The following is a 13,067-nucleotide window of genomic DNA, read 5'->3' as shown; positions in this document are numbered from 1 at the left end:
CGCTCGAGCACGGATCCGACGTCGATGCGGCGGGCGCGTCCGGCGAGGTAGCGAAGGCGAGGCGCGAGGCTGAGGCCCTTGCGAGGCATGCGGTCTCCAGGGTCGGGAGTGGGGGACCCGGATAGTCTAGAGGCGTGACCGCGGCCGATCCTGAGCATCCCTCGACGCGGACGGGAAGTGCGCCGCGGGCACGCATCTCGCACGCGGCCCTCGCCGCGAACGCGCGAGCGGGCGTGGCATCCGTCGCATCCGGCGATCACATCGTCGACCTGCGGTACGACGCGCTCGGCCACGGTGCGGCCGCGTGTGCGCCCACCCTCGCCGACGCGGGCGTGGACGCGGTGATCGTCGACGGCGACCTGGCCGACGCGGTGACGGATGCGGCAGCCGGCCGCCTGCGCGTGCTCACCGACGGCGACCCGACGCTCGACACCGCCGCGCTGTTCGGCATCGAGGGGTCCGGGGCGCCGGTCATGCGACTGAGCGGCACCGTCCTCGGTGTGAAGCCCCTGCGGGCGGGGGAGGGCGTGTCGTACGGCTACCTCCATCGCGCCGCCCACGACACGCGGATCGCGCTCGTCACAGGAGGCTATGCGCAGGGTGTCGTGCGGGCGCTCGGCGGGCGCGCGCACGTGCGCGTGCGAGGGGCGCTGCATCCGATCATCGGTCGCGTCGCGATGGATGTGTGCGTCGTCGACGTCCAGGAGGCGGAGATCCGCCGCGGCGACCCGGTGGTCTTCTTCGGCGACCCGTCGCGGGGCGAGCCGCCCCTCGAGGAGTGGGTGAGCTCGACCGGCATGGGCGCCGCGGAGCTCGTCGCGCTCGTGGGAGCACGCGTGCGGAGGGACCACGAGTGAGCGAGGCGATTCTGTCGGTGGACCTCGACGCGTTCGCGGCGAACGTCGCGACGGCGCGCTCGCGCGTCGCGCCGGCCGACGTGATGCTCGTGGTGAAGGACGACGCGTACGCGCACGGCATCCCCGCCATCGTCATGCGCGCGTGGCAGGAGGGCGTCCGCTGGTTCGGCGCGTTCGACGTGCCGACCGGCCGTGCGGTGCGCGAAGCGCTCGGCCACGAGCCGCGCATCTTCGTGTGGCTCGCGTTCGGCGAGGACGAGTTGCGCAGCGTCGCGGAGCTGGACCTGGACCTCGGGGTCGGCGACGCGGCACTGCTCGAAGAGATCGCGGCCGTCGGCGGCCGAACGCGCGTGCACCTCAAGGTCGACTCGGGGCTGCACCGCAACGGCGTCCGCCCGGAGGAGTGGCCCGCTTTCGTGGAACGCGCCGCGCAGCTCGAGCGCGTCGGCGCAATCGAGGTCGTCGGCATCTGGAGCCACATCGCCGAGGCGTCGGATGCGGAGGACGACGCGGCCCGCGCCGCGTTCGACCTCGCGGTGCGGCAGGCGGAGGAGGCCGGTCTGCGCCCCGCGCTCCGGCACCTGGCTGCCAGCGCGGCGTCGTTCGCGCGGGGCGAGTTCCGTTACGACCTGTGCCGCATCGGGGCGTTCTGCTACGGCATCCGTCCGTCGGGCGGGCCGAGCGACGCGGTGCTCGGCATCCGTCCGATCGCGACTCTGCGGGCGCCCGTCATCTCGGTCGACGGGGAGTCGGTCGTCGTGGGCGTGGGCTCTCTCGACGGGCTCCCGTCGACGCTCGCGGGCCGCTTCGACGTGACGACGCCCGCCGGCCCGCGTCGGGTGACGCGGATCGACGGGCGTCGGTCATGGGTCGAGTCGTGGCCGGATGCGGCACCCGGCCAGCTCGTGGACGTGTTCGGGCGTGAAGCGGCCGCAAGCGCAACCGATCTCGCCGAGCTCATCGGGACGATCGGCGAAGAGGTCGCGCTGCGGGTGTCGCCGCGCGTTCCGCGGGAGTACCGGGGAGCCTGAGTCAGACCGTTTCGTTGAGACGGGCGGTCTCGTCGTGCCACGTTGTGGCGACGGCGCGAAGCTTCTCTTCGTACTTGCGCCCGTGGTGCGCGCAGAACAGCAGCTCGCTGCCGTTGACCTCGGCGGCGATGTAGGCCTGGGCGCCGCACGAGTCGCAGCGGTCCATCGCGGTGAGACGGTACTCGAGGACGGCAGCGGCCTCAGTCGGTGTCGATGTGCTCATTTCTTGCCTCCTCGATTGCGTAGAACTCACGTACCGGTCATGAGATACAACCACGGGTTTGTCTCGAGAATGCCGCGAACGGGTGACAGTTCGCTGACCGCGTACGGCCTTGCGCGATGGCGCGTGTCTGGTCGGGGGCGTCGGCAGCCCCGGATACGCTTGAGGATTGTGACCACCGAGTACTCCGCCCATCATCTCCAGGTGCTCGAGGGTCTCGAGGCGGTTCGCAAGCGCCCCGGTATGTACATCGGCTCGACGGATTCCCGCGGTCTGATGCACTGCCTGTGGGAGATCATCGACAACGCCGTCGACGAGGCTCTCGCCGGCTTCGGCACGCGCATCGACATCCTCCTGCACGCTGACGGGAGCGTCGAGGTGCGCGACCGCGCACGCGGCATCCCGGTCGACATCGAGCCGCGCACAGGCCTGTCGGGCGTCGAGGTCGTCTTCACGAAACTGCACGCGGGCGGCAAGTTCGGCGGCGGGTCGTACGCCGCATCCGGTGGTCTCCACGGCGTCGGCGCATCCGTCGTCAACGCCCTCTCGGAGCGCCTCGATGTCGAGGTCGACCGCAACGGCAAGACGTGGGCGATGTCGTTCCACCGCGGCGAGCCGGGCGTCTTCGCGAACGGCTCGCCCGATTCGGCGTTCACCCCGTTCGAGGAGAGCAGCGAGCTCCGGGTGGTCGGCAAGGTCGCGAAGGGCGTGACCGGCAGCCGCATCCGCTATTGGGCGGATCGCCAGATCTTCACGAAGGATGCGGCGTTCAACCTCGAGGAGCTCGAACAGCGCGCGCGACAGACGGCTTTCCTGGTTCCGGGTCTCGAGATCGTCATCCGCGACGAGCGCGGAACCGTCAACGGCGAGGAGCCGATCGAGACGAGCTTCCGCTACGACGGCGGCATCTCCGAGTTCGTCGAGTTCCTCGCGCCCGACGCACCCGTGACCGACACGTGGCGACTCACGGGCGAAGGCACGTTCACCGAGACCGTGCCGGTGCTCCAGCCGTCCGGCGCGATGGTGCCCACGGAGATCCAGCGTGAGTGTCACGTCGACATCGCGGTGCGCTGGGGCACGGGCTACGAGACGGTGCAGCGGTCGTTCGTCAACATCATCGCGACGCCCAAGGGCGGCACGCACCAGCAGGGCTTCGAACAGGGCCTCATGAAGGTGCTGCGCTCGCAGGTCGAGCAGAACGCACGGCGCCTCAAGGTCGGCAACGACAAGCTCGAGAAGGACGACATCCTCGCAGGGCTCACGGTGGTGCTCACCGTGCGGGTGCCCGAGCCGCAGTTCGAGGGCCAGACGAAGGAAGTGCTCGGCACGCCGGCGGTGCGCCAGATCGTGTCGAACGTCGTCTCGCGCGAGCTGACGGCGCGCTTCACCTCATCGAAGCGCGACGACAAGGCGCAGTCGGCGGCGCTCCTCGAGAAGGTCGTCTCCGAGATGAAGGCGCGCATCTCGGCGCGAGCCCACAAAGAGACGCAGCGGCGCAAGAACGCACTCGAGTCGTCGTCGCTGCCCGCGAAGCTCGTCGACTGCCGCTCGAACGACGTCGCCGATTCCGAACTGTTCATCGTCGAGGGCGACTCCGCCCTCGGCACCGCGAAGCTCGCGCGCAACAGCGAGTACCAGGCGCTCCTGCCGATTCGCGGCAAGATCCTCAACGTCCAGAAGGCGTCGATCAGCGACATGCTGTCGAACGCGGAGTGCGCGTCGATCATCCAGGTCATCGGTGCGGGGTCGGGTCGCACGTTCGACCTCGACGCCGCCCGCTACGGCAAGATCATCCTCATGAGCGACGCGGACGTCGACGGCGCCCACATCCGCACGCTGCTGCTCACACTGTTCTTCCGGTACATGCGGCCGCTCATCGAGGCGGGGCGCGTCTACGCGGCCGTCCCTCCGCTGCACCGCATCATCGTCATGAACCCGGGCTCGAAGCCCAACGAGACGATCTACACCTACAGCGAGCAGGAGCTCCACGCGCTGCTGGCGAAGCTCACGAAGGCCGGCAAGCGGTGGCAGGAGCCCATCCAGCGCTACAAGGGCCTGGGCGAGATGGACGCCGAGCAGCTCGCGAGCACGACGATGGATCGCGCGGGGCGCCTCCTGCGGCGCGTGAATCTGACGGATGCGGAGGCCGCGGCATCCGTGTTCGAACTCCTCATGGGCAATGAGGTCGCACCGCGCCGCGAGTTCATCATCGACTCGAGCACGCGCCTCGACCGCGAGCGCATCGACGTCTGACGCCCATGGGCGGGCCTCCGACGCGCCGCGACCGGCCCGGCTTCGACGCGGCGGCGATCCGCCGCTACTACGACCGGAACACTCGTGCGTTCCTTCGCTACGGTCACGGCGGGGGTGAAGGAGCGATCCATCGTGCCGTGTGGGGTCCTGGAGTGGGCGACAGGCGGCGGGCGCTTCACTACGTGGAGGATCGGATCGCCGACGTCATCCGCGGGCGCGAGGGAGGGCCGGGCTCGCTGCACGTCGTCGATCTCGGCTGCGGTGTGTGCGCGAGCCTCTGCTACCTCGCGGAGCGGCTCTCCATCCGCGGAACGGGGATCACCCTGAGCCCCGAGCAGGCCGAGATCGGGCGCGCGCGGATCGCGTCGCTCGGCCTCGCCGAGCGCGTGACGTGCCGCGAGGGCGACTTCTCCGATCTTCCGGAAGACCTTCAGCCGGCGGACGTCGCGTTCGCGATCGAGTCGTTCGTCCACGCGCCCGACGCCGAGCGCTTCTTCGCGGAGTGCGCACGCCTCGTGCGCCCCGGGGGCGCGTTGGCGATCTGCGACGACATGCGGGGCGCAGCCGACGGCCGCGCGGCGGAGCGGACACTGCGGCGGTTCGCGCGCGGGTGGCACGCCAACACGCTGCTCACGCCTCACGAGCTGCAGGCGATGGCGGAACGGGCCGGCTTCGTCCACGAGTCCACCGAGCGCCTGACGCCGTACCTCGAACTGCGCCGACCGCGTGACGTCGCGATCGCCGCGCTCGTCGCGCCACTCGGAGCCCTGCCGTGGCGCTCGACGCGGCTCGATCCGCTCATCGGGGGAACAGCGCTGCAGCGGGGCCTCGCGAAGGGATGGGTCGACTACGACCTGACGGTGTTCCGTCGCGCGTGAACCTGTGGCGCGGAGCGCCGTGCGGCGTGGCTGCGCCGCCTCAGCGGACCACGGTGCCGACCGCGCCGATGACCCCGTCGAGCGGCTGACCCGACGCGTCGCGCTTCGCACCCGCGGTCGGCAGCGTACGCACGCCGCCGTCGGACCCGACCGCGCGCGGCTCGTCGCCGACCCATGCGAGCGTGAGGGTGTCTTCGCCCTTGAGGAACCGCTGCGCGCGCACGCCGCCCGTCGCGCGGCCCTTCGGCGGGAACTCGTCGAACGGCGAGACCTTGCCGGTTCCGGCATCCGTGCCCGACAGCGCCTGCGTGCTGCCCGCGATGGTGACGACGACCGTGTCGGATGCCCCGGACGGCACCGCCCCGAAGAAGACGACCTTCTCGCCCGACGCGACGCGGATGCCCGCCATGCCGCCCGCCGAGCGGCCCTGCGGCCGCACCGCGGACGCATCGAACCGGAGCAGCTGCGCGTCGCTCGTGACGAACACGAGCTCGGCGTCGTCGGGCGCGGGCGCGGCCCCGACCACGGAGTCGCCGTCCTTGAGCGCGATGATCTCGACGTCGTGCTTGTTGCCGAGCTCGGTCGCCGACACTCGCTTGACGACGCCCTGCGCCGTGCCGAGCGCGATCGGCGGCTCGCCCGTGAGAGGAACGAGTGCGACCACGTGCTCGCCGCCCGAGAGGCCGAGGTACTGGTCGGCCCGCGTACCGGCGGCCGGCTGCACCGAGTTGCCCGGGACGGACGGCAGGTCGACGGGGGAGAAGCGGATGAGGCGCCCCGCGGTCGTGACGGCCCCGACGTCGCCGCGCGTGGTCGTGTCGACCGATGAGCGGATCGCGTCGTGCTTGTACCGTCGCGAGGGCGTCACGATGCCGCCGTTCCCGTTGCCGTCGTCGCCCGTGCGGAGGTCGGCGCGCACCATGCGGCCCGTCGCCGAGAGGAAGACCCGGCACGGGGCATCCGCGATCTGCAGATCGGCCGCCGACGCGGCCGCACGCGACCGGGGCTGCACGGGACCGCCGTTCACGAGCAGCGTGCGCCGCGGTGTGCCGTACGTCTCGGCGACGGCGTCGAGCTCGCGGGCGACCTGCTGACGCAGCAGCACGTCGCTGCCGAGGAGCTCTTCGAGTCGTGCGATCTCGGCCTGCAGTTCGTCGCGCTCGCGCTCGAGCTCGATGCGCGAGAACTTCGTGAGGCGCCGCAGGCGCAGCTCGAGGATATATTCGGCCTGAGGCTCGGACAGGTCGAAGACCGTCATGAGGCGCGAGCGCGCCTGGTCGCTGTCGTCGGAGCTGCGGATGACCTGGATGACCTCGTCGATGTCGAGGATCGCGATGAGGAGGCCTTCGACGAGGTGCAGGCGCTCGCGCCGACGCGCGAGACGGAACCGGCTGCGACGCGTCACGACCTCGATGCGGTGGTCGAGGTAGACGCGCAGCAGCTCCTTGAGCCCGAGCGTCTGCGGCTGCCCCTTCACGAGGGCGACGTTGTTGATGCCGAACGAGTCCTCGAGGGGCGTGAGCCGGTAGAGGTGCTCGAGGACGGCCTGCGGGTCGAACCCGGTCTTGATCCCGATCACGAGACGCAGGCCGTTGCGGCGATCGGTGAGGTCGGTGACGTCGGAGATGCCCTGCAGCTTCTTGCTGTTCACCGCGTCTTTGATCTTCTCGATGATCCGCTCGGGGCCCACGAGGTACGGCAGCTCGGTGACGACCAGCCCGGTGCGGCGCGGCCCGAGCGGCTCGATCGACACCTTCGCGCGCGTGCGGAACGAGCCGCGCCCCGACGTGTAGGCGTCCTTGATGCCGTCGAGCCCCACGATCACACCGCCCGAAGGCAGGTCGGGACCGGGCACGAACTCCATGAGGTCTTCGACCGTGGCATCCGGATTCTCGAGCAGATGGTTCGCCGCGGCGACCACCTCGATGAGGTTGTGCGGAGCCATGTTGGTCGCCATGCCGACCGCGATGCCGGATGCCCCGTTGACGAGCAGGTTCGGGAAGGCCGCAGGCAGCACCTCGGGCTGCTGGAATTGACCGTCGTAGTTCGGGATGAAGTCGACGACGTCTTCGTCGAGGTTCTCGGTCAGGGCGAGGGCCGCAGGGGCGAGCCGCGCCTCTGTGTAGCGCGGGGCCGCCGGGCCGTCGTCGAGCGAGCCGAAGTTGCCGTGACCGTCGACGAGGGGCACGCGCAGCGAGAACGGCTGCGCGAGGCGGACGAGCGCGTCGTAGATGGCGGCGTCGCCATGCGGGTGGAGCTTTCCCATCACCTCGCCGACGACGCGTGCGCTCTTGACGTGACCGCGGTCGGGGCGCAGCCCCATGTCGGCCATCTGGAAGAGGATGCGCCTCTGCACGGGCTTCAGGCCGTCGCGCGCGTCGGGCAGGGCGCGCGAGTAGATCACCGAGTAGGCGTACTCGAGGAAGGACCCCTGCATCTCGGCCGAGACATCGACGTCTTCGATGCGGCCGTGGTCGGCAGGGGCGGACTCAGTGCGGGATGCGGGCATGGACGTTCTTCGGGCCTCAGGTTCGAGGGGCCGTGTGCGCGGTGTGCGAGACTGGCCCCGATGTCCCTCAGCCTACCGGCGGACCCGCCGTCGGCCCGGAGCCTCACCGGGCTCGTGCCGCAACTGATCGACGCGCTGCGCCGTGGGGAGGGCTCGATGCCGCAGGCGCCGCTGGGCGGGCCGGATGCCCCGTGGTTCCCTCCGGCCACGAGCGTGATCCTCTTCGTGGTCGACGGCCTCGGGGTGCACAACCTCTCGTCGCGCTCCGGCCACGCGCGGTTCCTGACGTCGGTGCGCGCGAGGAAGGACGTCGCCCGCACGGTGTTCCCGTCGACGACCGCGTCGGCGCTGTCGAGCCTCCTCACGGGCGAGGGCCCCGGCCGGCACGGGATCGTCGGCTACCGCGCGCTCGAGCCGGAGTCCGACCGCGTCCTCAATCAGCTCCGCGGCTGGGACACGGACGGGCTCGACCCGTGGACGTGGCAGCGCGTCGAGCCGCTGCTGCTGCGAGAGGCGACCGCCGGACGACCGGTGTTCGTCGTGACGAAGTCCGAGTACGAGAACACGGGGTTCACAGTCGCGACGATGCGCGGCGCGGCGTTCGTCGGCGAGAACGACTTCACGACACGCGTGGATCGCGCGGCCGAGCTGGCGGCGCGGCATCCGGGCGCCCTCATCTATCTCTATGTGCCGGATCTCGACGCGATCGGGCACCGACGCGGCTGGGAGTCCGACGGCTGGAGCGCGGCACTCGAGCGCGTCGACGCCGCCGCACGCCGTCTGTCGGAGTCGCTCGCGCCGGGCGTCGGGCTCGTGGTGACGGCCGACCACGGCATGATCGACGTCCCGCGCCACCGTCACGTGCTGCTCGAGGAGGGCAGCCCATTGGTCGAGGGCGTGCGTCATATCGGCGGAGAACCCCGGATGCTCCACCTCTACGCCGAGCCGGGCGCCGCCGGCCACGTGCTGACGGCGTGGCGCGACGTCGAGGCCTCGCGGTCGTGGATCGCATCGCGCGACGAGGCGATCGCCGCCGGTCTCTTCGGCGAGGTCGACGACGCCGTGCGGGCGCGCATCGGCGATGTGCTCGTCGCGGCGCGCTCGGGCATCGCGTATTACGACGACCGACTCGCCGACAAGGCGCCGCAGCGAATGGTCGGGCAACACGGATCGCTCACCGATGAGGAGCGGATCGTGCCGCTCATCCGGCTGGGGGCGTTCGCGCGTTAGCCGACCCGGTACGGTCGCGCTTCGTCTCGCTTCGCTCGCTCAGCGTGGACGCGCCGGGTCGGGGGCGCCAGCGCGGCGCATCGACCCGGCTCGCGTCAGTCCTCTGTGCGGGCGCCGAAGACGATCTCGTCCCACGACGGCATCGCGGCGCGGCCCTTGCGACGACCCGACGATTCGCCCACAGCGGACTGCGTGGGCAGCGAGAGGGGGGCGGGCTCGTGGCGCTGCGGAGGCGCGGCATCCGGCTCTTCGTCGGTCGGCGCCTCGTCATAGCCCGGCTCGAGAGCGTCGAACAGCGCGACGGGCGCGTGCGTGCGCACGGGTGCCGACTCCTCCGCGGTGGGCGCCGGCTCGCGCTGGCCGCGGCGGCGGCGCAGCGCCTCGAGGAGGTCGGCGGTCTCGGCGGATGTCACGACCGTCTCTTCGGCGCGCTTGATCGCGGCCTTCTGCACGGCAGGTGCGACCGGCGCGGGGAGCTCGGGCGACTCGAGGTCGGCCTCGGGCGGGCGTCGCGGACCGAACGCGCCGCTGTCGAACCGCGACTCATCCTTCGGCGGGGCCGCGTCGAGGGCACGCAACCGGGGAATGAGCCCTTCCGGAAGCGAACCCTGCCGTGAGAGCTGGATCGCGTCGGAGTTGAGCGGCGACAGCGTCGTGCGGCGCGGGTCGAAGCCCCAGCGGGCGTCGTGGTCGACGTCGTTCGCGGTGAACTCGAGCTTCACGATCCAGCCCGAGTGGTCTTTCCAGCTCGTCCACCGCTCGCCCGTGGCACCGGCCTCACTGAGCTTCGCGCGCACGGCCGCTCCGAATGTCGGCAGGGCATCGTGCTCGAGCTCGCCGCCGAGGAGGACGGGCACGGCGAGCGCCTGCCCGACGATGTGCTCGCGCTCGGCCAGCACGGGGCCCTCGTAGCGGGCGACGTCTTCGACACGGATGCCGAGGAGGCTCGCCACCTCGTCGGCCGACAGCCCAGCCCGGATGTGGGCCTGGATCTCGCGGGGGCTGGCCTTGGGCGAGGAAGCCTCGTCCGTGCGATCGCGGCGGGCACGCCGCAGCTCCATGCGCAGGGCATCGTCGACGGGAAGCGCGAAGCGCTCGCCCGACTCGGTGGCGAGGACGAGCACGTCGTCTTCGGTTCCGATGACTCTGAGCTGTTCCATGGGGGACGCCTCTCCGATCCGGCGGTGGTGTCCATGCTGACACAGGGCATCCCGGGCGGCGGGAATATCCGGCGCGTGCCGCGAGTTTAACCGCGGAGCGAATCGCGATCTGCATTTGCGAAAAGCACAGCAGTCGTGCAAACTATCGCCGCCCGACCGGCAATAGGCACGCTGCACAACCGGAAGTTGAGACGTTCACGCATGGCAACCGACTACGACGCCCCCCGCAAGACCGAGGACGACAGCGAGTCGATCGAGGCTCTCAAGGAGCGCGTGCCCGACAAGCTCTCTGGTTCTGTCGACGTCGAGGATGCCGACAACCCCTCGGGCTTCGAACTGCCGGGCGCCGACCTCTCCGACGTCGAGCTCGATGTCGTCGTCCTGCCTCCTCAGGAGGACGAGTTCACGTGCTCGAACTGCTTCCTCGTGAAGCACCGCTCGCAGATCGACCACGAAGGGGCGAGCGGCCCTATCTGTGTGGAGTGCGCCTGACCTGAGCGCGGCGCACCGCCGCCGCGAGCCGATCCGGCGTCCGCGATGAGATGACCCACGACGGGGTCGGGTCGTCCGGATCGGCCACATCCACCACGACGATCCCGTCGATCCCGCCGCGGATGAGGTGCCACGACCGCGGATGAAGCCCCGAACCGCGCGCGATGCGGGCATCCTCTCCCGTCAGCGCGCGAGGATTCTCGAGCAGTGAGACAGGGATGTGGGCGCGTCCCGCTCGCAGCTCGCCGTCGCGCACCTCGACGACGGGCGACACGAGGATCAGCGCGACGACCACGAGCAGACCGACCGCGAGCCCCGCGATGAGCGCGATCGTCGTGTCGATCGGGGCCACGACGAGCGCGGCCATCGGCGCGCACACCGCCGCGGCGGCGAGCACCCACAGCGAGGGGCTCAGGCGTTCGCGATACGTCGGCTCGGCGGACTCGCCGCCGACATGGCCTGCTGGCTTCTGCATTACCCTCGATGCGTGACTGAAACGGTGGACGTCCTCATTATCGCCCCCGAGGCTCCCGCCTACGCGCACCCCGGCGACGCCGGCGCCGACCTCGTCGCGGCCGAATCGGTGCGACTCGAGCCCGGTCAGCGTGCGCTGGTGGGAACGGGTGTGCGCATCGCCCTCCCCGAGGGCTACGTGGCCTTCGTCGTGCCGCGCAGCGGACTGGCCGCCAAGCACGGGATCACGATCGTGAACGCCCCCGGGACGGTCGACGCGGGCTACCGCGGCGAGATCAAGGTGTCCCTGCTGAACACCGACGCCGAGAACGCGTTCGACGTGAACGTCGGCGATCGCATCGCCCAGCTCATCGTCATGCCCGTCCCGCGGGCGAGATTCATCCCGGTCGAGACGCTTCCCGAGAGCGTGCGAGGCGAGGGCGGCTTCGGCTCGACCGGCTTCACCTCGAACGGTTCCAACAAGGACGGAGTCCCCGCATGACCGACGCACCGCTCCCCGACGCTCCCAAGAGCGCTCCCGCAGATCGGGCGACCGCGGGTCCGTTCGACGAGTCCGAGGCCAACCCTGTCCGCCCCTACATCGACCTCGGCGGCATCAAGGTGCTGCCGCGCGAGGGCCTGAACCTGCGCCTCGAGGTCGAGGAGCAGACCAAGCGCATCGTCGCGGTCGGTCTCGACTACGCGAACTCCACACTTCAAGTGCAGCCGTTCGCCGCTCCCCGCAACGCCGGTCTGTGGGAGGAGACGCGCGAGCAGATCCGCACGCAGATCCGCCAACAGGGCGGCCGCGTCGAGGAGCGCGAGGGCCCGCTCGGCGCCGAGCTCCTCGCCGAGGTGCCCGTCGTCGCGGGCGCCGACGGCCAGGCCGGCAAGCGCATCGCGCGCTTCGTGGGCGTCGACGGTCCGCGTTGGTTCCTGCGCGGCGTGATCGGCGGCGCGGCGGCGGTCGACGTCGAGGCGGCCACGAAGGTCGAGGATCTCTTCCGCTCGATCGTCGTCGTCCGCGGCGGATCGCCCATGCCTCCGCGCGACCTCATTCCGCTGCGGATGCCCGCGACCCCGGGATCGGCGTGAGCGACCCGACGGATGCCGCATCCGGCGTCCCCGAGCAGCGGGAACCCGCGCCGCGCGAGCAGTCCGCGTCGGAGCTGATGGGCGCGGCGCTCGGCGCCGCGGCTCGTCGAGCGGGCCTCGACCCTTCGAAGGAGACGCAGACGCACCACGTCGTGTGGGCCGCGATGGGCGGCTGGCGCGGCGTGCTGGAGTCGGTTCTCCCGGGGCTCGTGTTCATCGTCGTCTACACGGTCACGTTGGAGCCTGCGACGGAGGACGGCGCGACGTCTCAAGGCAATCTGTGGCTGTCGCTCGGGCTGTCGGTCGGGGTCGCTGCGATCTTCGCAATTATCCGCCTCATCCAGCGCTCGCCCATATCAGCGGCGCTCGGTGGGCTGATTGCCGTCGCGGCCGCCGCGGCGCTTGCGCTTCTTACCGGACGTGCTGAGACAAACTTCATCCCCGGCTTCATCACCAATGCGCTGTACGGCACGGCGTTCCTCGTGTCGGCTCTCATCGGATGGTCGCTCATCGGCCTCGCATCCGGGTTCCTGATGGGGGAGGGGACGGCGTGGCGACGCGACAAGCGCAAGCGCCGCGTCTTCTTCTGGCTCGCGATCGCATGGGCGGCGCTGTTCTACGCGCGGCTCGCATTGCAGTTCCCGCTGTACCTCGCGGGCGACGTCACCGCGCTCGGCACGCTGAAGCTCATCATGGGGCTGCCGCTGTTCGCGCCGCTCGTCGCCGTGACCTGGCTGGCCGTGCGCGCGGCCTACGCGAAGACGCCGCGCGAGCCGGAGGCCGCGACGGGGGAGTGATACATTTATCTTGATATCAAGATAAATTGTGCTCACGTGCGGGATTAGGGCGACCTCACTGGCCGTCGGTCCGCGCGCGGGGGAAGATGGGG

At 70.8% G+C, this 13,067-nt stretch carries 13 protein-coding genes; 9 read left to right on the top strand and 4 right to left on the bottom strand.

Annotated elements, in window-relative coordinates; translation table 11 throughout:
• Nucleotides 1-134: 134 nt before the first annotated feature.
• Nucleotides 135-857, top strand: coding sequence for an alanine racemase C-terminal domain-containing protein (locus tag VFF97_RS01420; protein WP_325031710.1), 723 nt, complete (start codon nt 135-137; stop codon nt 855-857).
• A complete protein-coding gene (locus VFF97_RS01415) occupies nt 854-1,888 on the top strand; it encodes an alanine racemase (protein ID WP_325031709.1) in 1,035 nt (344 codons plus the stop codon). Before VFF97_RS01420 ends, VFF97_RS01415 begins: the two co-directional genes overlap by 4 nt.
• A 1-nt stretch (nt 1,889) precedes the next feature.
• Here the strand turns inward: VFF97_RS01415 and VFF97_RS01410 are convergent, their stop codons facing one another.
• Nucleotides 1,890-2,111: a DUF7455 domain-containing protein gene (locus VFF97_RS01410; RefSeq protein WP_325031708.1), complete on the bottom strand. Its 222-nt coding sequence runs from the start codon at nt 2,109-2,111 to the stop codon at nt 1,890-1,892.
• Nucleotides 2,112-2,279: 168 nt separating this feature from the next.
• On the opposite strand from VFF97_RS01410, the gene VFF97_RS01405 reads away from it, so the two are divergent.
• Nucleotides 2,280-4,361 (top strand): DNA gyrase/topoisomerase IV subunit B, encoded by a 2,082-nt coding sequence (locus VFF97_RS01405; protein ID WP_414684208.1) that lies wholly within the window; start codon nt 2,280-2,282, stop codon nt 4,359-4,361.
• 5 nt (nt 4,362-4,366) lie between these two features.
• Nucleotides 4,367-5,239 (top strand): class I SAM-dependent methyltransferase, encoded by an 873-nt coding sequence (locus tag VFF97_RS01400; RefSeq protein ID WP_325031707.1) that lies wholly within the window; start codon nt 4,367-4,369, stop codon nt 5,237-5,239.
• A gap of 40 nt (nt 5,240-5,279) precedes the next feature.
• On the opposite strand, the gene VFF97_RS01395 is transcribed toward VFF97_RS01400, so the two are convergent.
• The gene (locus VFF97_RS01395) at nt 5,280-7,748 is read right to left on the bottom strand and encodes a DNA topoisomerase IV subunit A (protein WP_325031706.1); all 2,469 of its coding nucleotides are present in this window, start codon (nt 7,746-7,748) and stop codon (nt 5,280-5,282) included.
• Between the two features lie 60 nt (nt 7,749-7,808).
• Here VFF97_RS01395 and VFF97_RS01390 point away from each other — a divergent pair, with 60 nt between their 5' ends.
• A complete protein-coding gene (locus VFF97_RS01390; RefSeq protein WP_325031705.1) occupies nt 7,809-8,978 on the top strand; it encodes an alkaline phosphatase family protein in 1,170 nt (389 codons plus the stop codon).
• 95 nt (nt 8,979-9,073) lie between these two features.
• Here VFF97_RS01390 and sepH read toward each other — a convergent pair whose 3' ends face one another.
• Entirely contained in the window at nt 9,074-10,138 is a 1,065-nt protein-coding gene (gene sepH, locus VFF97_RS01385; protein WP_325031704.1) for a septation protein SepH, read from the bottom strand.
• 201 nt (nt 10,139-10,339) lie between these two features.
• On the opposite strand from sepH, the gene VFF97_RS01380 reads away from it, so the two are divergent.
• Nucleotides 10,340-10,630: a DUF4193 domain-containing protein gene (locus VFF97_RS01380; protein ID WP_325031703.1), complete on the top strand. Its 291-nt coding sequence runs from the start codon at nt 10,340-10,342 to the stop codon at nt 10,628-10,630.
• On the opposite strand, the gene VFF97_RS01375 is transcribed toward VFF97_RS01380, so the two are convergent.
• Nucleotides 10,608-11,105 carry a DUF3093 family protein gene (locus VFF97_RS01375; RefSeq protein WP_325031702.1) on the bottom strand — a complete coding sequence of 166 codons (498 nt, stop codon included), beginning with the start codon at nt 11,103-11,105 and terminating at the stop codon, nt 10,608-10,610. The two genes, VFF97_RS01380 and VFF97_RS01375, sit on opposite strands and share 23 nt — an antisense overlap.
• 12 nt (nt 11,106-11,117) lie before the next feature.
• Here VFF97_RS01375 and dut point away from each other — a divergent pair, with 12 nt between their 5' ends.
• The 3 genes from dut to VFF97_RS01360 are packed head-to-tail and all read left to right on the top strand — an operon-like array spanning nt 11,118 to nt 12,975.
• A complete protein-coding gene (gene dut / locus VFF97_RS01370; RefSeq protein WP_325031701.1) occupies nt 11,118-11,585 on the top strand; it encodes a dUTP diphosphatase in 468 nt (155 codons plus the stop codon).
• The gene (locus tag VFF97_RS01365; RefSeq protein WP_325031700.1) at nt 11,582-12,178 is read left to right on the top strand and encodes a DUF3710 domain-containing protein; all 597 of its coding nucleotides are present in this window, start codon (nt 11,582-11,584) and stop codon (nt 12,176-12,178) included. The genes dut and VFF97_RS01365 overlap by 4 nt, the downstream gene beginning before the upstream one ends.
• Nucleotides 12,169-12,975 (top strand): DUF3159 domain-containing protein, encoded by an 807-nt coding sequence (locus tag VFF97_RS01360; RefSeq protein WP_414684209.1) that lies wholly within the window; start codon nt 12,169-12,171, stop codon nt 12,973-12,975. The genes VFF97_RS01365 and VFF97_RS01360 overlap by 10 nt, the downstream gene beginning before the upstream one ends.
• Nucleotides 12,976-13,067: the final 92 nt, after the last annotated feature.

Source organism: Microbacterium sp. (assembly GCF_035687345.1).
Lineage (GTDB): Bacteria > Actinomycetota > Actinomycetes > Actinomycetales > Microbacteriaceae > Microbacterium.
This window is presented reverse-complemented; position numbering and strand designations above follow the sequence as displayed.

Coding starts and splice junctions, on each gene's coding strand:
- VFF97_RS01410 (WP_325031708.1), bottom strand. CDS start 2,111: ATGAGCACATCGACACCGACTGAGGCCGCTGCCGTCCTCGAGTACCGT.
- VFF97_RS01400 (WP_325031707.1), top strand. CDS start 4,367: ATGGGCGGGCCTCCGACGCGCCGCGACCGGCCCGGCTTCGACGCGGCG.
- VFF97_RS01395 (WP_325031706.1), bottom strand. CDS start 7,748: ATGCCCGCATCCCGCACTGAGTCCGCCCCTGCCGACCACGGCCGCATC.
- VFF97_RS01390 (WP_325031705.1), top strand. CDS start 7,809: ATGTCCCTCAGCCTACCGGCGGACCCGCCGTCGGCCCGGAGCCTCACC.
- sepH (WP_325031704.1), bottom strand. CDS start 10,138: ATGGAACAGCTCAGAGTCATCGGAACCGAAGACGACGTGCTCGTCCTC.
- VFF97_RS01380 (WP_325031703.1), top strand. CDS start 10,340: ATGGCAACCGACTACGACGCCCCCCGCAAGACCGAGGACGACAGCGAG.
- VFF97_RS01375 (WP_325031702.1), bottom strand. CDS start 11,105: ATGCAGAAGCCAGCAGGCCATGTCGGCGGCGAGTCCGCCGAGCCGACG.
- VFF97_RS01365 (WP_325031700.1), top strand. CDS start 11,582: ATGACCGACGCACCGCTCCCCGACGCTCCCAAGAGCGCTCCCGCAGAT.